At 63.3% G+C, this 26,954-nt stretch carries 25 protein-coding genes and 1 tRNA gene; 6 read left to right on the forward strand and 20 right to left on the reverse strand.

Annotated features, from left to right (window positions below; all coding sequences use genetic code 11):
- Positions 1–4: 4 nt before the first annotated feature.
- The 8 genes from rimM to smc all read right to left on the reverse strand — a co-directional run bounded on the left by rimM (position 5) and on the right by smc (position 10,344).
- Positions 5–505, reverse strand: coding sequence for a ribosome maturation factor RimM (gene rimM, locus HX613_RS13275; RefSeq protein ID WP_143922491.1), 501 nt, complete (start codon positions 503–505; stop codon positions 5–7).
- Between the two features lie 266 nt (positions 506–771).
- A complete protein-coding gene (locus tag HX613_RS13280) occupies positions 772–1,002 on the reverse strand; it encodes an RNA-binding protein (protein WP_009885102.1) in 231 nt (76 codons plus the stop codon).
- Position 1,003: 1 nt separating this feature from the next.
- On the reverse strand, positions 1,004–1,432 hold the full coding sequence (rpsP, locus tag HX613_RS13285; RefSeq protein WP_235345762.1) for a 30S ribosomal protein S16: 429 nt from the start codon (positions 1,430–1,432) through the stop codon (positions 1,004–1,006).
- 160 nt (positions 1,433–1,592) lie between these two features.
- Positions 1,593–3,209 (reverse strand): signal recognition particle protein, encoded by a 1,617-nt coding sequence (gene ffh, locus HX613_RS13290; RefSeq protein ID WP_198397071.1) that lies wholly within the window; start codon positions 3,207–3,209, stop codon positions 1,593–1,595.
- 256 nt (positions 3,210–3,465) lie between these two features.
- Positions 3,466–4,686, reverse strand: coding sequence for an ammonium transporter (locus HX613_RS13295; RefSeq protein WP_235345763.1), 1,221 nt, complete (start codon positions 4,684–4,686; stop codon positions 3,466–3,468).
- Between the two features lie 131 nt (positions 4,687–4,817).
- Positions 4,818–5,960, reverse strand: coding sequence for a signal recognition particle-docking protein FtsY (gene ftsY, locus HX613_RS13300; RefSeq protein WP_235345764.1), 1,143 nt, complete (start codon positions 5,958–5,960; stop codon positions 4,818–4,820).
- 180 nt (positions 5,961–6,140) lie between these two features.
- The gene (locus HX613_RS13305; RefSeq protein WP_009885107.1) at positions 6,141–6,542 is read right to left on the reverse strand and encodes a hypothetical protein; all 402 of its coding nucleotides are present in this window, start codon (positions 6,540–6,542) and stop codon (positions 6,141–6,143) included.
- 199 nt (positions 6,543–6,741) lie between these two features.
- Complete coding sequence (smc, locus tag HX613_RS13310; protein WP_235345765.1) at positions 6,742–10,344, reverse strand: chromosome segregation protein SMC; 3,603 nt, start codon at positions 10,342–10,344, stop codon at positions 6,742–6,744.
- Between the two features lie 86 nt (positions 10,345–10,430).
- Here smc and HX613_RS13315 point away from each other — a divergent pair.
- A tRNA-Asn gene (locus HX613_RS13315) sits at positions 10,431–10,503 on the forward strand.
- A gap of 188 nt (positions 10,504–10,691) precedes the next feature.
- Entirely contained in the window at positions 10,692–12,530 is a 1,839-nt protein-coding gene (locus HX613_RS13320) for a BCCT family transporter (protein WP_235345766.1), read from the forward strand.
- 160 nt (positions 12,531–12,690) lie between these two features.
- Here the strand turns inward: HX613_RS13320 and mutM are convergent, their stop codons facing one another.
- The 7 genes from mutM to HX613_RS13355 all read right to left on the reverse strand — a co-directional run bounded on the left by mutM (position 12,691) and on the right by HX613_RS13355 (position 17,616).
- Positions 12,691–13,614: a bifunctional DNA-formamidopyrimidine glycosylase/DNA-(apurinic or apyrimidinic site) lyase gene (gene mutM / locus HX613_RS13325; protein ID WP_235345767.1), complete on the reverse strand. Its 924-nt coding sequence runs from the start codon at positions 13,612–13,614 to the stop codon at positions 12,691–12,693.
- Between the two features lie 10 nt (positions 13,615–13,624).
- Positions 13,625–14,329: a ribonuclease III gene (gene rnc / locus HX613_RS13330; RefSeq protein WP_235345768.1), complete on the reverse strand. Its 705-nt coding sequence runs from the start codon at positions 14,327–14,329 to the stop codon at positions 13,625–13,627.
- A gap of 3 nt (positions 14,330–14,332) precedes the next feature.
- Positions 14,333–14,536: a 50S ribosomal protein L32 gene (gene rpmF / locus HX613_RS13335; RefSeq protein WP_009885115.1), complete on the reverse strand. Its 204-nt coding sequence runs from the start codon at positions 14,534–14,536 to the stop codon at positions 14,333–14,335.
- Positions 14,537–14,538: 2 nt separating this feature from the next.
- On the reverse strand, positions 14,539–15,057 hold the full coding sequence (locus tag HX613_RS13340; protein ID WP_235345769.1) for a YceD family protein: 519 nt from the start codon (positions 15,055–15,057) through the stop codon (positions 14,539–14,541).
- Positions 15,058–15,178: 121 nt separating this feature from the next.
- The gene (locus tag HX613_RS13345; RefSeq protein WP_235345770.1) at positions 15,179–16,366 is read right to left on the reverse strand and encodes an MFS transporter; all 1,188 of its coding nucleotides are present in this window, start codon (positions 16,364–16,366) and stop codon (positions 15,179–15,181) included.
- A 3-nt stretch (positions 16,367–16,369) separates the two neighbouring features.
- The gene (gene coaD / locus HX613_RS13350; protein WP_235345771.1) at positions 16,370–16,858 is read right to left on the reverse strand and encodes a pantetheine-phosphate adenylyltransferase; all 489 of its coding nucleotides are present in this window, start codon (positions 16,856–16,858) and stop codon (positions 16,370–16,372) included.
- A complete protein-coding gene (locus tag HX613_RS13355; protein ID WP_235345772.1) occupies positions 16,855–17,616 on the reverse strand; it encodes a GntR family transcriptional regulator in 762 nt (253 codons plus the stop codon). The genes coaD and HX613_RS13355 overlap by 4 nt, the downstream gene beginning before the upstream one ends.
- A gap of 115 nt (positions 17,617–17,731) precedes the next feature.
- Between HX613_RS13355 and ehuB the strand changes: the two genes are divergently transcribed.
- The 4 genes from ehuB to ehuA are packed head-to-tail and all read left to right on the forward strand — an operon-like array spanning position 17,732 to position 20,902.
- Positions 17,732–18,613 carry an ectoine/hydroxyectoine ABC transporter substrate-binding protein EhuB gene (ehuB, locus tag HX613_RS13360; protein WP_235345773.1) on the forward strand — a complete coding sequence of 294 codons (882 nt, stop codon included), beginning with the start codon at positions 17,732–17,734 and terminating at the stop codon, positions 18,611–18,613.
- Positions 18,614–18,637: 24 nt separating this feature from the next.
- Positions 18,638–19,441, forward strand: coding sequence for an ectoine/hydroxyectoine ABC transporter permease subunit EhuC (gene ehuC, locus HX613_RS13365; RefSeq protein ID WP_235345774.1), 804 nt, complete (start codon positions 18,638–18,640; stop codon positions 19,439–19,441).
- Positions 19,438–20,097, forward strand: a complete 660-nt coding sequence (gene ehuD / locus HX613_RS13370) for an ectoine/hydroxyectoine ABC transporter permease subunit EhuD (RefSeq protein ID WP_101571292.1) — start codon at positions 19,438–19,440, stop codon at positions 20,095–20,097. Before ehuC ends, ehuD begins: the two co-directional genes overlap by 4 nt.
- Positions 20,084–20,902, forward strand: coding sequence for an ectoine/hydroxyectoine ABC transporter ATP-binding protein EhuA (ehuA, locus tag HX613_RS13375; RefSeq protein ID WP_268826855.1), 819 nt, complete (start codon positions 20,084–20,086; stop codon positions 20,900–20,902). Before ehuD ends, ehuA begins: the two co-directional genes overlap by 14 nt.
- A gap of 49 nt (positions 20,903–20,951) precedes the next feature.
- Here the strand turns inward: ehuA and HX613_RS13380 are convergent, their stop codons facing one another.
- The 5 genes from HX613_RS13380 to thiL are packed head-to-tail and all read right to left on the reverse strand — an operon-like array spanning position 20,952 to position 26,936.
- On the reverse strand, positions 20,952–21,233 hold the full coding sequence (locus tag HX613_RS13380; RefSeq protein WP_235345775.1) for a hypothetical protein: 282 nt from the start codon (positions 21,231–21,233) through the stop codon (positions 20,952–20,954).
- Positions 21,230–22,024, reverse strand: coding sequence for an RsmD family RNA methyltransferase (locus tag HX613_RS13385; RefSeq protein WP_235345776.1), 795 nt, complete (start codon positions 22,022–22,024; stop codon positions 21,230–21,232). The genes HX613_RS13380 and HX613_RS13385 overlap by 4 nt, the downstream gene beginning before the upstream one ends.
- 31 nt (positions 22,025–22,055) lie before the next feature.
- A complete protein-coding gene (locus HX613_RS13390) occupies positions 22,056–24,203 on the reverse strand; it encodes an ATP-dependent DNA helicase RecG (RefSeq protein WP_235345777.1) in 2,148 nt (715 codons plus the stop codon).
- On the reverse strand, positions 24,200–25,864 hold the full coding sequence (locus tag HX613_RS13395; RefSeq protein ID WP_235345778.1) for a DAK2 domain-containing protein: 1,665 nt from the start codon (positions 25,862–25,864) through the stop codon (positions 24,200–24,202). Before HX613_RS13395 ends, HX613_RS13390 begins: the two co-directional genes overlap by 4 nt.
- Before the next feature lies 1 nt (position 25,865).
- Positions 25,866–26,936 carry a thiamine-phosphate kinase gene (thiL, locus tag HX613_RS13400; protein WP_235345779.1) on the reverse strand — a complete coding sequence of 357 codons (1,071 nt, stop codon included), beginning with the start codon at positions 26,934–26,936 and terminating at the stop codon, positions 25,866–25,868.
- Between the last annotated feature and the right edge of the window lie 18 nt (positions 26,937–26,954).

The following is a 26,954-nucleotide window of genomic DNA, read 5'->3' on the forward strand; positions in this document are numbered from 1 at the left end:
GGACTCACGAGGCGTCGAAGAGACCAGCCGGCGGCGTGACTCTGACCCATCCGCCTTCGACGTCGACCTCGGGGACGATCTCAGTGACGAAGGGAATGAGCGCCTGGTGTCCGTCGATGTGCTTCATGTGGAGCAGATCCTGTGCGGTGCCGTTGGTGACGTCGACGATCTCCCCGACCTGTGTCTCCCCCTCCAGGACGCGAAGCCCGATGAGGTCTTCGAGGTACCAGGCGTCATCCTCGACCTCGTCCTCGACCTGATCGCTGAGGATGAGGGTGTTGCGGATCTCCTCTGCCCGATTCCGATCGGGGACTTCATCGAAACTCAGCAGCAGACGGTCCCGGTGCCACCTCGCCGATGTCAGAGTCAGCTCACCGATATCGGGATCGGTGGAGTAGGTCTGACCGGGGACGAATCGCTCGTCCGGCCGGTCGGTGCGCACCTCGACGGTGAATTCGCCTTTGATGCCGTGCGGTTTGCCCAACCGGGCGATCACCGTGTCCATACTGCTCCTCGTGTTCATGAAAGCGCTCATTCATGAAAGCGCTCAGATTCGTGCGTGTGAAGATGCGTGTGACCGCAACGATGCCGGTACGCAGTCACTTCCAGCACACAGTTTAGTCCGCTGGCTTCGTCATATCTGCGCCGCATCCGGATTGCAGCGACCATCGTCGCCGACAGCAGTGCGGTGAATAGTCGACACGGTGCAGTGAATACAGGAAAGGGGGACGCGGCGATGACACGCCGCGTCCCCCTTTCCCGATGAAGGTGTTACGCCTCGATGAGGTCCACTCGCACCGACTCACGGCCGGCAAGAGAGTTGATCACGGTGCGCAGAGCCTTTGCGGTTCTCCCCGCGCGACCGATGACACGACCGAGGTCTTCCGGGTGAACCCGGACCTCGAGCGTGGTCCCGCGCTGTGACGAGCGGGATCGAACAGCAACATCGTCGGGATGATCGACGATGCCGCGGACCAGGTGTTCGAGCGAATCAGCCAACATGTCAGGCTTCAGCGCTCTCTTCGGAAGCAGCAGGTGCTGCTTCTTCAGCAGGTGCTTCCGCAGCCTTGTCCGAACCCTTAGGAGTGATAGCCTCCTTGATCACCGATCCGGCAGCGGGAGCCACGTAGGCTTCCTTCTCCGGCTGTGGCTTCACAGTGTTCACTGCTTCGCCGATGCCGGTGTGCTTCTGCCAGTCTCCGGTGAGCTTGAGCAGGGTGCGAACCTGATCGGTCGGCTGAGCGCCGACGGAGAGCCAGTGCTGCGCACGCTCCGAATCGATCTCGATGACCGAAGGGTTGCGTGTCGGGTGGTAGATGCCGATCTGTTCGATGGCCTTACCATCGCGACGTGTGCGCGAATCGGCCACGACGACGCGGTAGTGCGGTGCACGGATTTTGCCCATGCGGGTCAAGCGAATTTTGACTGCCACTTTAGTGGTGTCTCCTTTTGTGTTTTTGTTGCACAGAGGTTCCAGAAGAATCGTGGGGTTGACCTGTTGGAGTCTGTGACCTGGACTATCACCTCAACGTGGAAGAGAGGGCCCACGTCGGAAGCAAAAGTACAAGACTCAATTGTGCCAGAAAGCCCTATTACTTTCCACCTGGGAACATCCCGCCGAAGCCCTTCGGCAGATTCTTCATATCGAAGTCTTCGTCACCGTCGAGATCGACGCCGCCGAAGGCCGAACCGACCGGGTCCTTCGTCTTGCCGGACTTCTTGTCCTCAAGCGCCTGAGCCTGCTGGGCACGCTTGGCGGGGTTGCCCGACTGGCCGCCCTTGCGACCCTTCTTCTTCCCCACAGCCTTCTTCTTGCGATTCGCTCCGCCGCCGGGCATTCCGCCCATTCCAGGCATTCCACCCATACCCGGCATGCCGCCGCCTCCGCCCATTCCGGGCATACCGCCGCCGCGAGTCATCCCGCGCATCATCTTCTGCGCCTGAGTGAATCGTTCCATCAGCTGGTTGACTGCGGTCACTGTGGTGCCGGCACCCTTGGCGATGCGCGCGCGGCGTGACCCGTTGAGGATCTTCGGGTTCGTGCGCTCTGCCGGAGTCATCGACCGAACGATGGCTTCGACGCGATCGACTTCGCGTTCGTCGAAGTTCTCCAGCTGATCTTTGTACTGGCTCATGCCGGGCATCATGCCCAGCATCTTCTTCATCGAGCCCATCTTCTTCAGGCCCGACATCTGCGTCAGGAAGTCATTGAGGTCGAAGTCTTCACCGGCTTCGACCTTCTTCTGGAGCTTCGCAGTCTCCTTCTCATCGAAGTTCTTCTCGGCCTGCTCGATCAGGGTCATGATGTCACCCATATCGAGGATCCGGTCAGCCATCCGATCAGGATGGAACTGTTCGAACTCCTTCATCGACTCACCGGTCGACGCGAACATGATCGGCTTTCCGGTCACCTCGGCGACGGACAGCGCGGCACCGCCGCGTGAGTCACCATCGAGCTTCGAGAGCACGACACCCGTGAAGTCGACGCCTTCGAGGAAGGCCTCGGCCGTCTTCACCGCGTCCTGACCGATCATCGCGTCGATGACGAACAGAACCTCATCCGGGTTGACTGCCGAGCGGATGTCGGCGGCCTGCTGCATGAGCTCCTCGTCGATGCCGAGACGACCGGCGGTGTCGACGATGACGACATCGTGGAGCTTCGACTTAGCGACTTCAAGGGAGTCTGTGGCCACCTGCACCGGGTCACCGACGCCGTTGCCGGGCTCTGGTGCGTAGACGAAGGCGCCCGCACGCTCGCCGACGATCTCGAGCTGGTTGACCGCGTTCGGCCGCTGCAGATCGGCGGCGACGAGCATCGGACGGTGACCTTCGGACTTCAGCCAATAGGCGAGCTTACCGGCCAGGGTGGTCTTACCCGCACCCTGCAGTCCGGCGAGCATGATGACCGTGGGCGGGCGCTTCGCGTAGTTCAGGCGACGAGTCTCCCCGCCGAGGATGCCGACCAGCTCATCGTTGACGACCTTGACGACCTGCTGGCCCGGATTCAGCGCACCCGAGACCTCTTCGGACAGCGCCCGCTCGCGAATGCGTCCGGTGAATGCACGAACGACCGGCAGTGCGACGTCGGCGTCCAAAAGAGCGCGCCGGATCTCGCGGATGGTGCCATCCACATCGGCTTCGGACAGCCGGCCCTTGCCGCGCAGGTTCTTGAACGTCGCGGTGAGCCTGTCGGAGAGAGAATTAAACACGTACAAGCCTTCTTCACGATAATTGGTCGACTCCCTAGCCTAACAACTCACCGGTGTCCGACTGAAACCGAGAAAGCTGGGAAAGCGCCCACAACCGCCTCATCCCAGAATCTGTCGCTGGGCCTCAGATGACCGATCGCCTCGGTGGGGTGGCTGCTTCCACCCCACCGAGGCGATCGGTGAGTACGCTCACGCACTCCCCCTCACCGAGGCGGCCGGTGAGACCGACCGGCCCCCTGGCGGGAGTTTTCGGGATTCATCGGAACGAGTAGGCCTGCTCCGCGTGTTCGAAGGCATCGATGCCCGCCAGCTCGTCTCTGGGGTCGATGCGCAGCCCCATGGTCTTCCGCAGGGCGAGGGCGATCACCAGGGTCACGCCTCCGGCGTAGATCAGGGCCACGACCGTGGCCACGATCTGCGACACGAGGAGCCCGAGTCCTCCACCGTGGAAGAGCCCGGCGGCCGAGTCTGCACTCGGGACCGCGAAGAGTCCGATCATCACAGTGCCGATGACACCGGCGACGAGGTGGACGCCGACGACGTCGAGAGCATCGTCGTAGCGGAGGCGGTTCTTCGCCTCCACAGCGAGCACAGCTCCTGCGCCTGCCGCGATTCCGATGATGATCGCCGCGTACGGTTCGACGTTCGCACAGGCGGGGGTGATGGCGACGAGACCGGCGATCGCGCCGGAGACGCTGCCGATGCTGCTGGGGCGAGTCGCCCGTATCCGCTCGATTGCGATCCAGGTGATCATTCCGGCGGCAGGGGCGGCCAGGGTGTTGACCCAGATCAGTCCGGCCTGCTCGATCGTCGAGGCGGCTCCACCGTTGAATCCGAACCAGCCGAACCACAGCAGCGCGGCACCGAGAACGGTGATCGGAATGTTGTGGGGTTTGTGCGGTGTCGAATAGCGGGCCCGGCGGCCCATGACGACGACGAGCACGAGAGCGGAGATTCCCGCGTTGATATGCACGACCGTTCCGCCCGCGAAGTCGATCGCTGGCCCGAAGGCGCTGCCGATCACACCCGACTCGCTGAGCAGTCCGTCACCCCAGACCATGAAGGCCAGAGGGCAGTACACCACGGTGACCCACAGTCCGGCGAAGACCAGCCAGGTGGAGAACTTCGCCCGATCAGCGACGGCACCGGCGATGAGTGCGATCGCGATCATCGCGAAGGTGGAGCCGTAGCCGATGGAGATGAGCGCTTCGGGTTCGTTGGCGACTGCGTCGGCGAGGCCGATCTGGGACAGCGGGTTGCCGAAGATCCCCAGCACGGAGTCGCCTGAGCTCAGTCCGTATCCGAAGAGGACCCAGACGAGCCCTCCCATCGCCATTGCCGAGAACACCATCATCATCATGTTGATGCTCGAGGTGATTCGGGTCATACCTCCGTAGAAGAAGGCCACACCGGGGGTCATGAGCAGAACCAGGCCGGCCGCGACCATCATCCAAACATTCACTGCGTCGAGTTCCATGTCGTCTCTTTCACGTCTCTGTCGGCTCCGATTAGAACCGAACAATGACAGTGTCCATGACGGATGTCACACCAGTGAGTCGATCATGTTTCCAGCATGTGACACAGGCGCTCTCACGCTGGAGGATACGGTCAGTCGAGCAGTGCGTCGACGAATCCTTCGGCAGTGAATGGCGCCAGATCGTCGGCACCCTCACCGAGGCCGATGAGCTTGACCGGAACCCCGAGCTCACGCTGTACGGCCACGACGATTCCGCCCTTGGCGGTGCCGTCGAGTTTGGTCAGCACGATGCCGGTGATGTTGACCGCCTCGGCGAAGACCTTGGCCTGCTGCATTCCGTTCTGCCCGGTCGTGGCGTCGAGGACGAGGAGCACCTCGTCGATCTCGTGTCCCTCGCCCAGAGGGCGTGTGGCCACTCGCTTGACCTTGCCGAGTTCGTCCATCAGGCCGATCTTGTTCTGCAGGCGTCCGGCCGTATCGATGAGTACGACGTCGGTGCCGTCTTCCTTGCCGCGTTCGACGGCGGAGTAGGCCACGGAGGCAGGGTCGGCCCCCTCCTCGCCGCGGACGGTCTCCACGCCGACGCGACCGCCCCAGGTGGACAGCTGCTCGGCGGCCGCGGCACGGAACGTATCGGCAGCACCCAGCAGCACGCTCTGATCTTCAGCCACGAGCACACGGGCGATCTTGCCCACGGTCGTCGTCTTGCCGGCACCGTTGACTCCGACGACGAGCATCACGGCTGGGTCGCCGTCGGTGCCCGCGGTGGCAAGCCCACGATCCATGGAGGGATCGACGAGTTTGATGAGTTCTTCCCGAAGCAGTCCCCTGACCTCTTCCGGTTCACGGGTGCCGAGGACCTTGACGCGTTCGCGCAGTCTGTCGACGAGTTCGGTGGTCGGATCGACTCCGACATCGGCGAGGATGAGAGTGTCTTCGATCTCTTCCCAGGTCGATTCGTCGAGGTTGTCACGCGAGAGCAGGCTGAGCAGACCGCGGCCCAGTCCGGAGTTGGACTTCGCGAGGCGTTCGCGCAGGCGAACGAGCCGGTTCCCTGGCTCGGTGGGAACCTCGGATCCGCGTGTGGCGGCCTTCTCCTTAGCGACCGCCTCGGAGATGTCGTCGATCTTGAGTTCGCCGGTGACATCGGCGTCGATGCTGCGCTCATCGCGCAGCCCCTTCTTCTTGGCGTTGACGCGCAGGGTGAAGCCCAGCCCGACGACCAGAATGAAGACGATGGCTGCGACGATGAGCAATATGATCGGCTGATCCATTGACGTACGTCCTCCTTTGATTACCTTCCCTGGCCCCACGTTCTCGCGCGGTGACCGCCGGTCAAGGGTGCTGTGCCGGTCGTGTTGTGCACATCGGCGCGAGGCCGTTGTGCGTTCCGGTGGCCCGCACCCCAGCGCCCCGCTGTCTCGGGGCGCGTGTGATGATGTCGTTTGGTCCGGTCAGGAACCTCGACTGCCGAAGAGCAGTCCGGCTGTGGTTCTCCACCCTGTGCCGGATTCAGGGATCTTCCAATGACGGGTGCGCGGCCTCACCGTCAGCAGTGAGGGTGCGGCGTGCCGGCGCGGCTGGGGCCGCAGGACGTAGGAATGGTCCCGGATCGCGGTGACCGCAGCCTGTTCCCGAGTCGCCAGGTGAGAGGTGCCGTCGTCATGACCGAAGAATTCGTGGACCTCGTCGTCGTACCCGGTCCATTGCCCCGGCAGTCGAAACCGCTGCACATCGGAAGAGTACTTCAGGCGACCTTCAGCCCTCAGTCCCGGCAGTGCGACGAGGAGCACGACGATGAGGGCCAGCGCGAACGATACGGCGAGTCCGACAATGACGACGAGTACTGCATTCATGCTCGCGAGTCACCTCGTGATTCAGCCGACTCGGCCATGGACGTCCCGCTCCTCAAGCTTTTCGACAATGCTTCCCTGCGCTCAAGTCTATCGCCCAAATCCACGACATTCGTGTTCGGGGGCCGTGAGCCTGTTGGAGAATTCCCTGGGACTCCCCTGGACATCTCTGCCGAATCGACCTCCCGCGAACGGCTGCCGCTCATGGGATCCGCTGCGAGATGACCTTCGACACGCCATCTCCGTGCATCGTCACCCCGTAGAGTGCATCGGCGATCTCCATCGTTCGCTTCTGGTGGGTGATGACGATGAGCTGAGACGAGTCCTGCAGCTCTTCGAACACGGTCAGCAGGCGGGACAGGTTGAGATCGTCGAGTGCAGCCTCGACCTCGTCCATGACGTAGAACGGGCTGGGCCGGGCCTTGAAGATCGCCACCAGCATGGCCACGGCGACCAGTGACCGTTCACCGCCGGAGAGCAGGGACAGTCGCTTGACCTTCTTGCCCGCGGGCCGGGCGTGGACGTCGACGCCGGTGGTCAGCATGTCGTTGGGGTCGGTCAGGCTCAGGGATCCCTCACCGCCGGGGAACAGGCGGGAGAAGATGTCTTCGAACTCCCGTGCGGTGTCCGCATAGGCCTCGGCGAATACTCGTTCGACGTGCCGATCGACCTCGTCGACGAGCTTCATCAGGTCCTTCCTCGAGGACTCGATGTCGGTGATCTGCTTTTCGAGGAACTGGTGCCTCTCCTTGAGTGCCTCGTATTCCTCGAGTGCCAGGGGGTTGACCGTTCCGATGCGTTTGAGGGCGGCGGTCGCCTGCTTGTGTCGTTTCTCGACCTCGGTCCGCACGTAGGGACGCCCCTCCTCACCTTCGTCGAAGGCAGGGACCGGAATATGAGGGCCATAGAGCTCGACCAGCCGTTCGAGGCCGAGTCCGGTCTCCTCCCCCGCCCGGTTCTCGATCTCTTCGAGTTTGAGGCGGAATCGTTCCTTGGCGAGTTCGGCTTCGGCGGCAGCGTCCTTGAGTCGCTGCAGTTCTGTGCGCGTGGTGCCCAGTTCCTCACCGAGGCGGCTCTTCTCCTCTCGCAGCTGGCCGCGCTCTTCGACGAGGACCTGAATCTGGGAGCCGAGTTCGGACACCGTCGTCTCTGCGGCTGAAGTCGCGTTCTGTGCAATCTCGACGATGAGCAGCGCCGAGGCGGCCGATCTGCTCTTGCGTGCGATCGTCCTCTGGGTCTGCTCGCGTGCGGTCTCCTCTGCTGTGGCCTGGCGCAGCAGGGAGTCGACCCGCTCGGAGAGGAATCGTGCCCGATCCGTGGCCGCCTTGTGGCTGATTCGGGTCTCGATGACGTCTTCGGAGGACTGGGTCACCTTCCGGCTCAGTTCATCGCGTTCGGTGGTGTCGACGACCTCTTCGACGTCGTCTGCCCCGGCGAGTGCGGATTCGGCGGTGCGGGCCTCGCGTTCGGCCGACTCCAGGCGTGTCGCGAGCTCCGCTTCGTTGTCCTTGGACCGCTGCAGGCGAGTCTGGGCTGCAGTGATGTCGCCCGCGATTCGGGAGACCTCTTCCCCGGCGGCCATGATCGCCGCGTCCGAGGAGTGCAGTTTCTCAAGAGCCTCAGCAGCTGCTGCCTTCGCCTCGGCCAGCTTCGCCTCGACCCGGGCGATGTCCGCATCGATTCGGGTCCGGGCCTGCTGCAGTTCGGTGATGGAGGAGCGAGTCTCCTCGAGCGCGGTCTGTGAGGCCAGGCGGGTGCCCGAAGCGGTGCGTGCCCGGCTGACACGCGTTGCGGTGAGGATCTCACCGCCGAGGGTGACCACCGTGAGTTCGGGGCGGGACTCGATGATGGACAGCGCGCTGGCAACATCGTCAACGCACACGACTCTCTCCAGCGCGGAGTTGAGCAGTTCGGTCAGTTCGGGCACGTCGCTGCTGACCACATCGCCTAACCACCGGACCGACGGTGCGCCGTCGCCGGTCCCGCTGAGTTCGGGCAATGTGGTCGCAGAGCTCGCGCTGCTCGCCTGGTTCGCGCCCTTGCCGGCACTTGCACCGGCGTCTGCACCGGCGCCCGCCCTGGCCGTCGCCCCTGCCGGGATCGTGAGGTGGACATTGGTGTCCTCGCCGAGGTGGTCGAGCACTTTCAGTGCCACCTGAGGCGAGTCGACGAGCACACCGGAGACCGTGTTCGACAGGGCTGCCGCCACGGCCATCTCGAACCCGTTGGCCACGGACAGCCGCTCGGTCACGGCCGAGCCGACTCCCGGCAGATCCGCGTTCACGATGTCCTCGAGGTCGGCCTCCAAGGCTGTGCCCAGGGACAGCGCCTCTGCTCGGGCCTCCGCCGAGGCCAGTTCCGATGCGGTCTTCGCCTTCTGCGCCCGGAGTCCCTCGAGGTCGGTCTCCAGCGTGGTCTTGGCCTCCTTGGCCGATTCGTACTCCGTGTCGAGTTCGCTCTCTCCTGCTTCGACCCCTTCGACGGCCGCCTCAGCGGTGCTCAGTTCTTCGCGGCGTTCGGTGATGCGGGTCGACGCGGTGTCGATCTCTGCCCGATTGGATTCGATCCGAGCCGTGAGGTCGCTGATGCGCTCACGCGCCTGGGAGCTCTTCGACTGCAGTGCAGACCTGTTCTTGATCGCCTCGGTGATGGCCAGCTGTGTGGCTTTGACCTCGTCTTCGGCCTTCTTCAGTGCCAGTGCGAGCTCTTCTTTGCGCATCTGACTGCGATCCAGTGCTGCCGCGGATTCCTCCACCGCCTCCTCCGCGGTGCGAAGCTCCTCCTTGTGGTGCTCGGCTTGGGACCTCAGCTCGTCCGGCGACTTCGTCTCCCGACGGCCCAGGCTCGCCACCTCGGAGAGCAGGTGTGAGCGTTTGTCCTCGGCACGCTGGGCTATTCCTTTGGCACGCACGATCTGGGTCTGTGTCCGTGATTCGGCGGTGCGCAGGTCCTCGAGCTCAACATCAAGAGTGCCAAGACGTGCCTCGATCTCCTGCAGTCGCTGCTCAGTGCGGGATCGGCGATGCTCGAGGTCGCCGATGCGGTCGCGGCCGTCCTCGCCCTCAGCGCTCGAGGTGGAGGCCAAGGAAGCCTGCAGCCGCACGGTGTCATCGGCCAGCAGTCGTGCAGCGGAATCGCGCAGGGTGGCTTGGACGGTGGCGGCCTTCTGCGCGGCCTCGGCCTGACGCCCCAGCGGCCCCAGCTGGCGGTTGAGTTCGGTCCGCAGATCGGAGAGGCGATCAAGGTTCGTCTGCAGGCCGGTGAGTTTGCGCACGGCCTTGTCCTTGCGCCTGCGGTGCTTGAGGACGCCCGCTGCCTCTTCGATGAAGCTGCGACGTTCGATCGGATCGGCGTGCAGAATCGCGTCGAGACGCCCCTGCCCCACGATGACATGCATCTCTTTGCCCAGTCCCGAGTCGTTGAGCAGCTCCTGGATGTCAAGGAGTCGTGCCGGCGTCCCGTTGACGGCGTATTCGCTTCCCCCGGTGCGGAAGAGTGTGCGGGAGATGGTGACTTCGGTGTAGTCGACGGGAATGGCTCCGTCGGTGTTGTCGATGGTCAGGGCCACCTCGGCGCGGCCCAATGCCTGACGCTTCGAGGTTCCGGCGAAGATCACGTCGTCCATCTTGCCGCCGCGCAGATTCTTCGCACCCTGTTCGCCCATCACCCAGGACAGCGCGTCGACGACGTTGGACTTGCCGGAGCCGTTGGGGCCGACAACGCAGGTGATGCCCGGCTCGAATCTGAGAGTCGTCGCCGAGGCAAAGGACTTGAATCCTCGCAGGGTCAGGCTTTTGAGATGCATTGTCATCCCAGCATATCCCGAAGGAGTTCCAACAATTCTCGAATCTTTTGATAGAGTATCTCCTCGTGCGCCGAATCCGGTGCCTTTCCTCCGTAGCTCAGTTGGCAGAGCATTCGACTGTTAATCGAAGGGTCGCTGGTTCGAGCCCAGCCGGGGGAGCTGATCTGGGCCCCGTCGTTCGCGGCGGGGCCTTGACCATGCCCGGGAGGAAACTGACAGATCGGGCTAATTTGGAGTGAGCGCCCCACGTCGCCCGATGACAATCAATGCCGTCCATGAACAGGAAGGAGCGCCGATCACGACCGCCTGCAGGACACCTGCGACGCTGCTGACCGGCAAGCATCCCTATGAGCAGTGAAACGACAAAGACTCAGGACCTGATACGGCGCCTGAAGAATCCGACCACGAAACAGAGACCGCTCATCCGCAAGGGCGTCGACAAAGTGGTGTTCTTCTCGGCCGGAGTGCTCGCAGTTGCCTTCGTCATTTGGGGCTTCTTCTCTCCCGAGAGCCTAGGGGCTGTCGCAGGAACCCTGCTGACCGGCGTCATGGACAACTTCGGCTGGCTCTTCGTCATCGCCGCCACGATCTTCACGATCTTCGTCATCATCGTCGCCCTGTCCAAGTTCGGACGCATCCCGCTGGGCAGGGACGATGAGAAGCCTCAGTTCAAGACCTCATCGTGGATCTCGATGATGTTCGCCACCGGCATGGGCATCGGGCTGGTGTTCTCCGCCGTCGGTGAGCCCCTGTTCTTCTACATGTCTCCCCCGCCGAACACGGTCGATGGTTCCACTGCCGAGGCAATGGGCACCTCGATGGGCACCACTCTCTTCCACTGGACCCTCTACCCCTGGGCCATGTACGCGATCGTCGGCCTCGGCGTCGCCTACGGTTCCTTCCGTCTCGGTCGCTCCCAGCTGTTCTCGTCGATGTTCACCCCGCTGTTCGGCGAACGTGCGGTCAACGGTGCCGGCGGCAAGGTCATCAACATCCTCGCGATCCTCGCGACGCTCTTCGGCTCGGCCTGCTCGCTGGGCCTCGGTGCGATCCAGATCGGCGGCGGCATCGAATCAGCGGGCGTCATGTCCGATGTCTCCTCTCCGATTCTCGTCATCATCATCGCGATCCTCACCGCAGCCTTCGTCGCTTCGGCCGTGTCCGGTGTCGAGAAGGGCATCCAGTGGCTGTCGAACATCAACATGGTGCTGGCGATCATCGTCGCACTCATCGTGTTCATCGGCGGGCCGACGCTGTTCATCCTCAACGTCATTCCGTCCTCACTCGGTTCGTTCATCCAAGATCTGCCGCAGATGGCATCCCGGACCGCGGCCAATGGCCAGGACGTCAACACCTGGCTGTCCTCGTGGACCGTCTTCTATTGGGCTTGGTGGGTCTCATGGTCGCCCTTCGTCGGCCTCTTCATCGCCCGCATCTCGCGCGGCCGCACCGTGCGTCAGTTCGTCCTCGGCGTCCTCATCGTTCCTTCGGTCGTCTCGACCATCTGGTTTGCGATCTTCGGTGGCGGAGCCATCGGCATCCAGGAACGCGCCGAGAGCGGCGAAGGCACAGTCAAGGCCCTGGCAAAGATCGTCGACGGTGAACCGGACATCAACATGGATACGATCCTGTTCGATCTCCTCGGCGCTCTGCCTCTGCCCAACGCCATCGCCATCATCTTGATGGTCGTCACGGTCATCCTCATTGCGATCTTCTTCGTCACGGGCGCCGACTCCGCGTCGATCGTCATGGGCACGCTGTCGGCCAACGGTCGAGAAGAGCCCGGCAAGGGCCTCGTCCTCTTCTGGGGTGTGGCTACCGGTGCAGTGGCAGCGGTGATGCTCCTGGCCGGAGGTTCTGATCCCGCCGAGGCCCTCGAAGGTCTGAAGAACATCACGATCGTGGCGGCATTGCCCTTCGTCATCGTCATGCTGCTTCTCTGCGTGGCCGTGTGGAAGGACCTCTCGCGAGATCCGCTGATCATTCAGGGACAGCTGGCCAATCACGTCCTCGAGCAGTCTGTCGCCACGGCCGTCAACGAGTACGACGGAGAGGTCTTCGGTCTCGAGACTTCCGAACTGCCTGTCGAGGACGTCGAAGACGACAAGGAAGACGCCGAGGCGGGTTCGTCGGAGTCGTCTGATCTCAACGATGCAGATCATGAGCACGGCGACACCGTCAAGTAATTCCTTATCGCGGTGCTGACCGCGCGACATCGGTGGAATGCGAGAGGCGGCCGGTGAGACTCGATCAGAGTGTCACCAGCCGCCTCTCGCCTGCCGCATCGGTGTGGAATGCCGACACGGGCCCAGGCGACAGCGTTGCGCAGTCTCGGCGGTGCCCGATCTACCGATACCGCGGCGGGCGCTGGCAGTTCGGGCAGAAGTGGCTGCCTCGTCCGCCGATCGTCATCTTCTCGATCTCGGTGCCGCAGCGCACGCACTCCTGGCCGCCGCGCCCGTAGACGAGCAGGGCACGGTCGAAGTAGCCGGACTCCCCGTTGACGTTGACGTAGAGGGCGTCGAAGCTGGTCCCACCCACGGCCAGCGCATCGCCCATCACCCGCGACGCAGAGTCGAGGACGGTAGCAAGGCGGGACTTGCGAGTGCGAGCGGGGATCGCCAACGGGTGGATACCTGCCCTGAAGAGTGCTTCATCAGCATAGATGTTGCCGATGCCGCTGACCAGGGACTGGTCGAGCAGCGCTGATTTGACCACCGTCCGCTTGCGGGAGAGCTGTTCGAGAGCGAGGCCGGGTTCGAAGGCCGGTTCCAGAGGATCGGCTGCAATGTGATTCGCCGAGGCGGGCACAAGCCGACCATAGGCGTGCACCAGGGGCTGTACGCCGAGATGGCCGAAGATCCGTTGGTCGACGAAACGCAGTTGGAGGCTCTCGCTCCCCCGCTCAAGGCGGAGGATCGCCCGGGTGTGCTTATGGATCTCGTCAACGCCGTTGTGCACGCGCAGCTGTCCGCTCATGCCGAGGTGGACGAGCAGGCTGAGCTCGGGTGCAGCCGGCTCGGCAGCCGGGCCGGCACCGAGGTCCTCCCCCAGGGTCAGCCACATGAACTTGCCGCGACGTTCGGCACCGATGATCCGCCGCCCGGACACCGCTGCGACGAACTCGTCGACTGCGGAAGCATTGATGCGACGCTGGGACGTGGTGCCGAGAATTCGGGGGTCGATCACCTCGGCGCCGGTGATGGTGGTGCCGGCAGTCCATTCGTGGACGCCGAGGCGCACGCTCTCTACCTCAGGAAGCTCGGGCATCAGGAATGCCTCAGCGCGTGTAATCCGGATAGATGGTGCGGATGGCCTTGACAGCGACTTCCGCGGCTGCCGCTTCGGCGTTCTTCTTCGAAGAGCCGTCGCCGGTGCCCCAGCCGTTGTCACCCAGAAGGGCGGTGGCGGTGAAGACCATGGCGTGGTCTGGCCCCGAGGAGACGATCTCGTAGCTCACGGCACCCAGATCAAGATCGGCCGCTGCTTCCTGCAGAGTCGTCTTATAGTCCATTCCGGCACCCAGATTCACAGCATCGGAGAGCATCGAATCAATGAGGCGGTGGACGAAGGCGAAGGCCTCTTCACGTCCGCGGGCGACGAAGGTCGCGCCGATGAGGGCCTCGACGGTGTCGGCAAGGATCGAGTCCTTGTCGCGGCCGCCTGTCAGCTCTTCGCCCTTGCCCAGAAGAATGTGGGGGCCGATCTTGTGTCTGCGCGCGATCGATGCCAAGGCTTTGGTGTTGACCACGGCGGAGCGCATCTTGGCCAGTGAACCTTCGGCCAGATCCGGGTTGTCATAGTACAGCGACTCGGTGGCCACGAGGCCCAGGACGGAGTCGCCGAGGAATTCGAGGCGCTCGTTCGTGGGTATGCCGCCGGCTTCGAAGGCGAAGGAGCGGTGAGTCAGGGCCAGACGAAAAGTCTCGGGATCAATATCGATCCCGAGACTCTTCTGCAGTTCTGCTGTGGTGTCAGTTTCCACAGGTCAGACGTCAGCGACCTTGCGTCCCTTGTATTCAAGGAACAGCGGGGTGCCGGCTGCGTCTTCGACAACTTTGGCCTGGTGAGGGCGCGAGTACACAACGCGACCGTTCTCCACAGTCTTGACCAGGCTGGGAGCCTGTGCCTTCCACTGCGAACGACGGTGGCGGGTGTTGCTGCGCGACAATTTACGCTTTGGAACAGCCACGTCTAGCTCTCTTTCTTCTCATCCAACAAACTCTTCAATGATGCGAACGGCGAATCCGATTCGCTGTCGTCGATCTCAAGGTCCTCACCGAGGGTGAAGCTGAACTCTTCGCTCCGGTCCTTTGACGGACTGAAGGGCAGAGCCATGACAACAGCGTCTCTGATCGCGGGCTCGAGGTCGAGCTGATCGCGGTCGATGAGGTAAGAATCCTCGTCGCCATCGGCCTGCTCATAGACATACATCTCTTGGATGTCGACATCTATAGGCAACTCGATTTCGTCGAGAGTCCTCACATCTTCGCCGCGGGCCGTGGCCGAGACTGTGCCCGACACGTAGATTCCCTCCGACACGCTTTCGAACATCAGCTCGAGTGTCAGTGGTGAACCTTCTGCGACCCCGATCACTTCGATCTTGAGATCCGCTGGAGCAGACAGGGTGGTGTTCACCCGTTCCCATTCACCAGGATGACCGAGCAATCCCATCGACCTGAGATCGTAGACGAACTCAGACTGCTTCTTCATGCTCACTCCTCCTTTACGTGATTGAGGATGCCTACTCCTGCGTTCACACGCGACTCACCATTCTAGTCATCATCGGCGGTCATTACCAATCGAGCCTCGAAGTATGCGCAGGTGTTCCTGGTCACCATTTCTCGTGCTGATTGCGCCAGGTCACCCCGCCGGCGGCCAGGAGCAGCGCCCCGGAGATCGTGAACACGATTCCGGATCCGGCGACGGCAGTGAGCAGGGAGGCTGCCGAGGGGATCGCCACCTGGCTGAGTCGGTTGCCGGCAAGGCGGATCGACAGAACTGCCGCCCGATTGGCCGGATCCGACAGGGTCGAGACCCAGGTCATCGTCAGCGGCTGGGTGAGTCCGAAGCAGAATCCGGCCAGGATCAGCAGGATCGCCAGCATCCACGGCTGAGTGAACACCGGGATGAGGATGATGCAGACGCCTGCCGCCGCCGAGGCCGTCCACAGGAGCGAGAGGCTGCGCCACTTGCGTGTGAGCATCCCGATGATCAGCCGCGAGACCACCGAGGCCAGTGTGCGCAAGGTGAGCAGCCACGTCACAGTCGTCACCGACAGCCCGTTCTGCTGGCCGATAAGCGGGAGGTAAGCAGTCATCAGGTCGACGGCGGCCAGGGTGGTCATCGAAGCGAGGATCGCGGGCTTCATCCCCCGGATCGAGAGCAGGGACCAGGGCGTACGGGCACCCTTGGCCGCCTCGGCGCGGGAGACGTGAGGGGTCCGGCCGCGGAGCATGACGATGACCGCAGCAACCAGTGTCAGCGCGGAGATCCCCGTCATGAACCACAGGGCGCTGACGATCTGCGGGGCACCGTCCGTCGCACCGGCGATGGCTCCTGCCACGGGCAGACCGATCGTCTGCCCGATCGAGACGCCGAGAGTGAGGTAGCCGAACTTCGAGGTCAGCGCCGAGGCGGGGAAGCTCTGTGGTATCAGCGCCTGCGATGCAACGGTCGTCAGCAGCTGTCCCAGGCCCAGGCACATCGTGGCGATGAGGAGCACGCCGAGGTTGGGGGCCATCGCTGCGAGTCCGACGGGCACGATCGACAGGATCGTTCCCGTCCACAGCACAGCGGTGGCGTATCCGCGGTCGACGAGTCGGCCGACGAGGAGTGCCGTGAGCAGCGGCACGAGGGAATAGCAGGCGGTCATGAGACCGAGGACGACTCCGCTGCCGCCGAGTTCCAGGGTCCGGTAGGAGATGAGAACGCGCACGCCGTTGTAGGTGGCATGAGCGACCACGGTGTGGAAGATGAGGCCGAGGAACCACGCCCGAGAGGAGGAAGAGGGAATCGGCATGCGTCAGCGGCTGGCGTTCAGCGCCGACAGCACTGCGCCCGGAACGAGACCTTCGATGTTCCCGCCGCCGGAGTGAACTTCCTTGATGAGCGAGGACGAGACGTGTTCGTACTCGGGGCTGCCGGGGACGAAGATGGTCTCCAACTCGCTCAGATGCTTATTCATCAGTGCCATCGGCAGCTCGTAGGCGAAATCCGTGCCCGAGCGCAGCCCCTTGACCACTGCAGGCGCTCCGATGGAGGCACAGTAGTCGACGAGGAGGCCCCCGGCGACGGTCTCGATGGTGACGTTCTTCGTCTCTCGGGTCCGCTCATCGTCGGCCAGCGAGGCGCGGATGAGATCGGCGCGGACCTCGGGATCGAATCGTCCGGATTTCTTGGGATTGTGCACGACGGCAACGACCACCTCGTCGAAGAGTCGGGCGCTGCGGGCAATGACATCGAGATGACCCATGGTGATCGGGTCATAGGAACCGGGGCAGACAACCTTCATGACCTCATCTTATCTCTCAGCTGCGACCACTGGTCGTCGACGAGCTCGTCCTGATCGTCGGCTCTGACGATGACAGCCCCGGGTTCCGTCAGGGGGTTGTGCAGTCGAGCAGCGGCTCCGGCCATGACCCTGCCCACGACTGCCAGGGACCGTGCTTCGTTCCCGGCTGCGATCGCCTCGTTCAGTTCTCTGTGTGTCTCGATGAGGTCGCACCTGACCTCATATCCGCGCGGGTCGGAGAGTGAGAGCAACCGAGTGTGGACCATCGAAACTTTCATCAGGCCGCTGAGCCTGACCGACCCGGAGCAGGCGACGATCGAGTGATGGAAGTCGAGGTCGGCGTCGCCGATGGTGCGGGCGGTGTTCTCCTCGATCGCGAGCTCGAGTTTGGCCAGCGCCTGGTGGATGCGGGCAATCGGCTTGCCCGAGCGGATGACGATCTTCACCGCCTGCGCCTCGATGGCCTCTCGGACGGCATAGACGTCATCGATGTCGTCGGTCGTCATCCGCTTGACCCAGACGCCTCGGCCGGGCGCGTGTGTCATCACCCCTTCGCTGACGAGTCGCTGCAGAGCCTCCCGCAGTGAGGGCCTGGAGACGACGAGGAGTTCCGCCGTGCGCACCTCGTTGATGGACTGCCCCGGTGCCAGTGAGCCGCTGTAGATGGCGTTCCGAATCTGGTCGGCGATGAGGTCGATCGTCGAGGATCTGATGACCTTGCGCAGGACAGGAAGCTCCGAGGTTGGGGGTTGAGGCATATCACGATCATATAACGTTGTCTGACAGTGTGACATCCGGACAACAAAAGTATTGAATAGTGTTCTTGAGACGCATGTCACGAAGATGTGTCGACGTTCAATGAAAGGGACAGCTATGAAAGCCATCAAGGGGCTTGCCGCCGCGACCTCGATCATCGCCCTGACGCTCACACTGGGAGCATGCGGTGGAAGCGATTCCGATAAGAGCGCTCTCCAGAAGGCCGTCGACGATGGAAAGATCACCGTCGGCTTCGCCGGTGAGGCTCCGTACAGCTTCGAAAAGGACGGCGAGCTCCAGGGAGCCTCCGTGGCTATGGCGAAGGCTGTCTTCAAGGAACTCGGCGTCGACGACGTCGAGGGCGTCAACACCGAATTCGGTTCGCTGATTCCCGGGCTGAACGCCGACCGCTTCGGTGCGATCTCAGCGGGCATGTCCATCCTCCCCGATCGCTGTGAGCAGGCCGCCTTCGGCAACCCGGAGTTCATGTACACCACCGCCCTGATGACCAAGAAGGGCAAGCAGGACGGTATGAAGACCATCGATGATGTGAAGAAGAAGGGTCTCAAGCTCGCGACCATGACTGGCGCAGTGGAGTCAGACTACGCCAAGGACCTCGGCATCGAATCGCAGAAGGTCGGCACTCCGCAGGACGGCATGGACGCCGTGACCACGGGCCGTGCCGATGTCTTCGCGCTGACCGCCATCTCACTCAACTGGATGGCCAAGAACAATAAGGACGCGGGCGTCGAGGTCGGCGATTCCTTCGTCCAGGAGATCAAGGGAGTCCCACAGATCGGTGCCGGTGCCACAGTCTTCCGCACCGATGACACCGAACTCCGCGACAAGTGGAATGAGAAGCTCGACGAGATCGTCGGCGACGAGAAGAAGTACCTCGATGTCGTCGGTGACTTCGGCTTCACGAAGGAAGAGCGCCCTGACGGTGAGATCACGACCGATCAGCTGTGCAAGGGCGAACTGCCCACTGCCAAGTCCTGAACCGGCCCCTAGTCGCTGCCGATCATGACTGACAATGTCACAACGTTGCTGAATTTCCTCCCACAGCTGTGGGAGGGAATTCAGACGACGCTCATCCTCACCATCGCCGGCTCGATCGGCACCATCATCATCGCCCTCATCCTCGGACTCGCGATGACCTCCCCTCACGCGTGGATGCGCATCCCTGCCAGGATCATCGTCGAATTCTTCCGCGGCACTTCGCTGCTGGTCCAGATCTTCTGGCTCTTCTACGTCTTTCCGCTCCTCGGAGTCGAACTCGATCCCCTGATGTGCGGTATCGGTGCCCTATCGCTCAACTACGGTGCCTACTCCGCCGAGGTGGTCCGATCGTCGATCAAAACGGTCAACCCCGGCCAGTGGGAGGCAGCCATCGCGCTCAGTCTCTCACCGACACGGCGCATGATCCGCGTCATCTTCCCTCAGGCGTGGGCCCTGATGATCCCGTCCCTGGCTACCCTGCTCATCCAGCTCCTCAAGGGCACGGCAGTGGTCTTCTTCATCACGCTCAGCGACCTTACGGACAAGATCCAACAGCTGCGCCAGTCAACCGGCGACACCTACTTTGCGTTCACCGTCGGCCTCCTCATCTACTTCGTCATCGCGTGGCTGATCCAGGAGGGCATGAACCTTCTCGAACGCCAAGCCACCAAACGGCTGGGACGCAGACGCCCGAACTCCCGGTCCGATCGACGTGAAGCCCGTCGAGATGCTCGTGTGGAATCGAAGCGCGATCATCTCAAATCTCATGCTGCTGCCAACGACGGGGCCTCCAAGCCAGGTCCTGCCGGTCAAGGAGGTGGCCTGTGATCTGGAACTGGGAATTCGCCGCCGAAGCGCTGCCGATCCTCCTCCGCGGATTCGTCAACACACTCATCGCCACAGTCGTCGGCACCATCATCGCCGCGATTCTGGGCCTCCTCATTGCCGTGGCTATACGCTCACTGCCCCGCTGGATCAATTGGCTGGTCAGACTGCTCGTCGCCTTCGTCCGCAATACGCCGCTGATCGTGCAGCTGATGTTCGTCTACTTTGCGTTCTCGGACCTCCCTGGACTGAAGAGCATTCCGGCGCTCGTCATCGGCTGCATCGTCATCGGCATCCATTATTCGACATACATGTCAGAAAGCTACCGTGCGGGCATCGATTCGGTGCCTCCGGGTCAGCGCGAGGCTGCCACAGCTTTGTCCCTGCCACCGGTGCGCACGTTCACCGCCGTCGTCCTCCCGCAGGCGCTGCGCGCCACGATCCCGTCATTGGGCAACTACGCCGTGGCCATGTTCAAGGACACCCCCTACCTGTTCGCGATCTCGGTGGTCGAACTCGTCAGCTCCGCGAAGGACTTCGGCGGTTCCACGTTCGCCTACACGGAAGCCTTCACCTTAGCCGGGATCATCTTCCTCGCCGCCAGCTACCCGACGTCCCTGCTCATCCAACGATTGGACAAGCGCCTTGCCACCTACTGAGAGCACCTCAACAACGCCGACGGCAGACCCCGCAAGCTCGGCCACACCGGCGATCGAGTTCAAAGAAGTGGAGAAGTCCTTCGGCAAGACCACCGTCCTCAAGGACCTCAACTTCACTGTCGCGCCCGGGGAGCGTGTGACTCTGATCGGACCCAGCGGTTCGGGAAAGACGACGATCCTCCGCCTTGTCATGACCTTGGAGGAGCTGACCGGCGGCTACATCTTCGTCGACGGCGAACCGCTGACGCATACGGAGAAGAACGGCAAGCGAGTCGAGCTGCCGTCGAAGACGACCCGCGCCATGACGACGCGGATCGGAATGGTCTTCCAGCAGTTCAACCTCTTCCCCAATATGACGGTGCTCGAGAACATCATCGAGGCGCCCATCCACGTGCTGGGCAGGTCCAAGGCCGATGCCGTGGCAGAAGCGAAGTCGCTGTTGGACAAGGTCGGACTCGCAGACAAGGCCGATGAGCATCCCACTCGCCTTTCGGGCGGTCAGCAGCAGCGTGTGGCCATCGCACGGGCACTGGCGATGAGTCCGGAGATCCTCCTCCTCGACGAGGTGACCTCGGCTCTCGACCCGGAGCTTGTGGGAGATGTCCTCGGAGTCCTCCGCGATATCGCAGAGACGACCGACATCACGATGCTCCTGGTCACCCACGAGATGCAGTTCGCCCGCGAGGTCTCACACCGGGTGATGATGTTCGACGGCGGCCAGGTCCTCGAAGAAGGTCCGCCGGATCAGATCTTCAACAATCCGCAGCATGAGCGGACGCGTACGTTCCTCTCCAGCGTGCAGTAGTCTCACGATCGATCAGCAGAGGCCCACCGGTGTGCGATTCCGGTGGGCCTCAGCTGCGGATGCGGCGCACGAGCCGCCAGATCCTCACGACGACTGCAATGGCGATGAGTACCATGGCCACCCAGAACAGGATGTCCGAAGGCCCGGCCCAGAACACATCGGAGCGCCTCACCGGGTCCGCTGCGTTCGTGCCCGCGTCGCTCCTGCCTGCACCGGCATCAGTCTCCGACTGACTCGTCAGCCACCTGAGTGCCAACCAGAGGAGCAGCAGACCCACCCCGCAGGCTGCGAACACCCAGGGTGTGCGGTACCAGGGACGGTGAGAGCTCACGCCGACTCGTCTGCTGCCGCTGCACCCGCTGCGCTGGAGACATCCGCTGCCTCTTCAGATTCGGCCTTGAGCTGGACGAAGTACAGTGCGGTCTCACCGAAGGTCTTCGAACGGAAGACCTCCAGGGCGGCCGGCATCGTCGGTTCGGGCGCTCGTGATGCCCGCTCGACCACAACGATGGATTCCATGTCGAGGAGCCCAGCGAGTCGACCCAGGATCTGGGTCACGGCGTCCTCCCCCAACGGGTAGGGCGGATCCATGAACACCAGGTCGAAGATGCGACCCCCATCGTCATCACGATCGCTGCGGGCCTCCAACACCTGGCCGTCCTGAACCTCATCAGGGCCGCTGCAGAGCGATGCTCGCCCTCCGTGCTCCGCTCCCCCTGCGTGGACTTCGGGCTCCGCTCCCCCTGTGTGTCCTTCGGGGCGCCGCTGCACCGACGCATGCTGTCCCGGACCACGCTGGGAGCTGAGGAAGGAGACGACATCCGAGGAATGGATCCGAGTCGAGTGATCGATTCCGAGCTTCTGGGCATTCGACTCGACTGCTCGAGCCGAAGCGCTGGCCGAATCGACGAAATCGACTTCGGCCGCACCCCTGGACATGGCTTCGAATCCCAGTCCGCCGGAGCCGGCGAAGAGGTCGAGGACGTTTGCGGCTTGGAGGACCCCGTAGCCGTCGAGCATGGAGAACAGGGATTCCTTGACCCGGTCTGAGGTCGGGCGGGTATTGGATCCGCCCGGTGCGACGAGCTTGGATCCTTTGAACGCACCAGCGATGATTCTCATTGCGCTTCCTCCTCAGTGGGGTGGTCCGACATCAGCTCGCCTCGATGAAGTGAGCCGATTCGGCGGGCAGGACTCTATTGATGAAGGTACGCAGGGCCGGCAGTGAACTCAGATCGGGGTCGACGGAGATGATCTTCTCCGCAATGGTTCTCGCCTCTTCGACGATCGGCGCGTCGCGCAGAATGGACAGGTGCTTCAGCGACGACCCTCCCCACTGCGAGGCTCCGAGCACATCGCCTTCTCCCCGGGTGCCAAGATCGTACTCGGCCAGGGCGAAGCCGTCGAGGGTGCCAGCGACCTCACTCAGACGCTCGAAGCTCTCATCGGATTCGGACGCCTGGGTGAGCAGGAAGCACATGGCTGCGCTGCCGTCTCGTCCGACACGGCCGCGCAGCTGATGGAGCTGAGCGACACCGAATCGCTCCGCTTCGAAGACGACCATCATGGTCGCCCGCGGCACGTCGACTCCCACCTCGACGACAGTCGTAGAGACCAGGATGTCGGTCTCGCCGGAGACGAAGGCAGCCATCGTCCTGTCCTTCTCCACCGGTGACATCCGCCCATGGAGAAGCTCGATCGAACGAGACCCTAGCTCATCGGAGTTCTGAAGCTTGTCCCGCAGGTCCTCGATTCCCTCTCTGCTGCCGACCACCTCGCCCGTTTCGGGATCTTCGATGTCGGAGGGGTCGATCCGCGGGAAGACCACGAATGTGCCGCGCCCGTCCTCGGTCGCCTCGTCGATGAGTTGGAGGACCCGGCCCAGCCAATTCGGATGGTCCCCCAGTGATACAGCGTGGGTGGTGATGTCCTTGGTTCCGGCGGGCATCTCGTCGAGAGTGGAAACATCGAGGTCGGCGAAGACCGTCATCGCCACGGTCCGCGGGATCGGCGTCGCGGACATCACGAGGGTGTGCGGGACCTTGAGTCCGGCCTTCGCCCGCAGTGCCTCACGTTGTTCGACGCCGAACCGATGCTGCTCGTCAACGACGATGAGGCCCAGTTTGTCGAACATCGTCGTATCCGACATGAGCGCATGCGTGCCGACGACGATGTCGATCTGACCGGTGGCGAGGTCGAGTGCCAGCTGTTTTCGTTCCCTGGCCGGCATCGACCCCGTCAGCAGCGCCACCCGCACCTGATCATCACTCGAGAGCAGAGGACTGAGCGCCATCTGATCGCCGAGGAGGTTCTCAATGGAGCGGAAATGCTGAGTGGCGAGCACTTCTGTGGGCGCGAGCATCGCGGCCTGAGCTCCCGAATCGACGGCAGTGAGCATTGCCCGCAGCGCCACGACGGTCTTACCGGAGCCGACGTCGCCGTGGAGCAGGCGATGCATCGCCGTTCTCCGGCCGATGTCTGCCTCGATCTCCTCTCCGACCCGCAGCTGTGAGGCGGTGAGGTAGAAGGGAAGACTGTTGTCGAACCTCTCGCTTCTGGCTCCGACGTTGAGCAGAGGGGTGGCCTCGAGCTTTTCGTAATCGGCCTTGCGGGAGACGAACTCCGCCTGCAGGGCGAGCGCCTCTTCCCATTTCCAACGCTGTTTGGCCTTCTCCGTGGCCGCTGCTGACCTGGGCCGATGCATGTCGTTGAATGCGGTGCGCAGGTCGGGCAGGTCGAGGTTCTCTCGCATGGCGGTCGGCAGGGGGTCCTCGAACTCGGCAGGGTCAGCGACATCGAGGAGAACCTTGATGGCCTTCCACAGTCGTGTCTGCGCGATGCCCTTGACGCGTGAGTAGACGGGGAACGGTGAGTTGAGGTCCTCCGGGGTCCACTTCTCATCGTGTTCGTCCCGATTGAGCCAGGTGGGCGAGTTCAGGGTCAGCTGCCCGCGGTATTCCTCGACCTTCCCGGCGAAGACGACGGTGAGTCCGGGCACCAGCTGGCTGTCCAGCCAGCGCTGGTTGAAGAAGGCGATCTTCATCGACTGCTGTCCGTCGTGGACGATCACATCGGTGATGGTTCCGCGGCGCTTCTGCATGCGCCGGGTGTCCACGGAGATGACCTCGGCCTGGAGGATCGCGGTCTCCCCCAACGGGAGCCCGCCCAGGGGCGTCTTCTCTCCGGGCACGAGGAATCTGCGCGGGAAGAAGCGGAAGAGATCCGCCACCGAGGTGATTCCTCGCTTCTTGAGTACGCCGCGGTCTCGTGCGGTGAAGTAGTCCTCGAGGCGGGCGCTCATTCGACTCCCATGATGAGGAGCGTCGCCCGGTCCCTCGAGTCGATGTCCTGGAACCTCACCTGAGAGTGTGATTTGCGGATCCAGTCCCGCAGGTGCGAGAGGACATCGGGTGCACACCCGGGACCGTGGACGACGGTGAGGAGCTCTCCCCCGGCGCCCAGGAGACGATCGGCGAGCTTCTCGACCAGTGTCGTGAGTTCGGTACTCTGAGTCTTGACCTTCCCGTCGATGAAGACCCGGTAGAACTGCGAGGGATGGGAGAGCGGAATCCTGCGCATGCCCACCGTGCTGGAGTCGAGCATTGATCCAGGATCCGAACTCGCTCCCGGAACATCGTCGATGACCGGCAGAGCACCTGTAGGCGGATTGAGGGCAAGCTGTTCGGCCGAGACGATGGTGCCCACCCGGGTACCGGCGGCAGCCTCGGTCATATCGGCGAAGATCTCTGCGGACGGGGCGAAGGGATCATGGACCGCGAGCGCCGAGAGCAGAGTGGCGACATTGCGGGAGCGGATCACCTGCCCACCGGAGTCCTGCCCCAGTGCTTTCAGGACGGTCGTCGAGCTGGGGACCACGATGACCGCACGTTCCTCCTCGGCGATGATGTCCCTGGTCATGGCCCGCACGTCACCGGAATCCGGCGTCAGGGCACTTGCCCCGTTGAGCGCGCAGTGCATGAGGAGCCCGGTGCCCGAGACGATGGCCACCAGGTGGGTTTCGCCCTCTTCCTCGTGCAGACGGAGATCTTCCATGTCCAGACGGGCGATGCCGTAGCCGGCGAGGTGGTCGAGAATGGTCACGGCGGTGGCCTCGTCGGCGACGTGGACGTGAACCTTGGGCCCGTTGATGACGATCGATGTCCCGCCGAGGTCATCGAGCGCCTCGGCGAGGGTGTTCCTCGTCTTTTCGGACTCCGTGGATGCCGGATACGTGGCCAGGATGGCAACGATCTCAAGTTCATCGGCACTGGCCTGATGGACGATGCGCGGTGACCTGGTGACTTCGCCGAGCATCGAATCCTGCGGTGTCCGGCCGGTGACCGTGGCGTAGAGGAGATCGAAGAGCTCCACGATCCCCGTCGAACCGGCATCGACGACCTCGGCTTCCCGGAGCACTGGCAGCTGCCCGGTGGTCTCGCGCAGGGCCGAGCGGGAGCGGAGGCGCACCGCGGAGATGAGGTCGATAAGGTTCGCCCCATTCTCGGCCTTCTCTGCTGCCTCCGTAGCCATGGCGTCGAGGACCGTGAGCATGGTGCCGTCGACGGGCCGGGCCACGGACTGCCGGGCCCTGGCCGAGGCGAGTTCGAGGGCTGCGGCCATGGCTTCGGGCGTCGCTACGGTCACGCCGTCGAGCGCATCGGCGACTCCTTGGAGTGCGACTGCGAGGATGAGTCCGGAGTTTCCGCGAGCACCGCGTCCTGCCCCCTCTGCGAGAGCCGCGACGACCTGGGGCAGCGTGACGGGTCCGGTGAGTTCTTCGACGGCCAGATAGGCGGCGCGCAGGGTGTGGTACATGTTCGTGCCGGTGTCGCCGTCGGGTACTGGGAAGACGTTGAGTTCGTCGATTTCGACGCGTTCCTTGCGCAGACGATCAACGGCCCGCCGAGCCCACCTGGCGGCCAGACGCCCGTTGAGGCCGATGGCTTGATTGGGTCCGCTCATGTCACTTCCCGAAATGGCTGAAGCCGCTCGTCGGCACCGGTGCGCCGTCGAGACTGACCCCGCTGCCGACTCTCATCTCTCCGATTCTCCGCCAGCCTACCGGAGGTGTGTCGAACTGCGCCGACGACGCGACGAAGCCATGGTCCTCTCCCCCGTTGAGCACCCAGGCCAACGCCAACTCCTCGGCCCCTGCGGCAGCCTGTGCGGTCTCTTCGACCGACTCAGCACCCTCGATGGCCCCCAGCAGGTGCCGTGCTGCGGGCAGCAGCTCATCGATGAGCTCTTGGAGTGAGGCGCGGTCGATGCGAGCGTGGACTCCCGAGGCCGACGCGATCCGTCCCAAGTCCGTGCTCAGCCCATCGGAGACATCAATCATCGCCGAGGCTGCCCCCATCTGCAGGACGGCCGCATAGTCCGGCTGCGGAGCCAATTGGGTGGTGATGAGTGACGTCAGGCTCTCATCAAGTTCAGGATTCCCGTCGACACCGGCATCCCAGTCGACACCGGCGTCCCCGTCGACACCGGCGAAGAGGAGATCCAATCCGGCTGCGGCGCGTCCGATGGTCCCTGCCAGGTAGATCGAGTCGCACGGCCGCGCACCCGAGCGGGTGATCGCTGCACGATCGGCGACGGTGCCCAAAGCAGTGATCGCGATGACGATGAGGCCCGAGGATGAGAGGTCTCCGCCGATGATCGGAATCTCGCAGCCCAGTTCCTCACCGGCACGCCCCGCCTCGGCGACAATGCCGGCAAAGAGCGCTTCGAGGTCCTCTATCTCCGTCGAGTTCGGCACGGCCAGTGACACCAGCAGCCCATGAGGTCTGGCGCCCATGACGCACACATCGGAGAGGTTCTGTGCTGCGGCTTTGATCCCGAGTCTGCCCCAGTCGAGCCAGGCACGGGTGAAGTCCTCGTTCTCCACGAGCATGTCGGCTGTCGACACCAGGTTGCCGTCGACCGCGGTCACCGCGGCATCGTCTCCGGGTCCGATGATCACCTGCGAACCGCTGCGATTGTGAGAGAGAATGCGTTCGAGCACGTGTGATTCGCCAAGTTCGGACAGTCGGGTCATGGCTCAAGGTTATCGGGA

This window comes from Brevibacterium sp. UCMA 11754, from assembly GCF_021532275.1.
Lineage (GTDB): Bacteria > Actinomycetota > Actinomycetes > Actinomycetales > Brevibacteriaceae > Brevibacterium.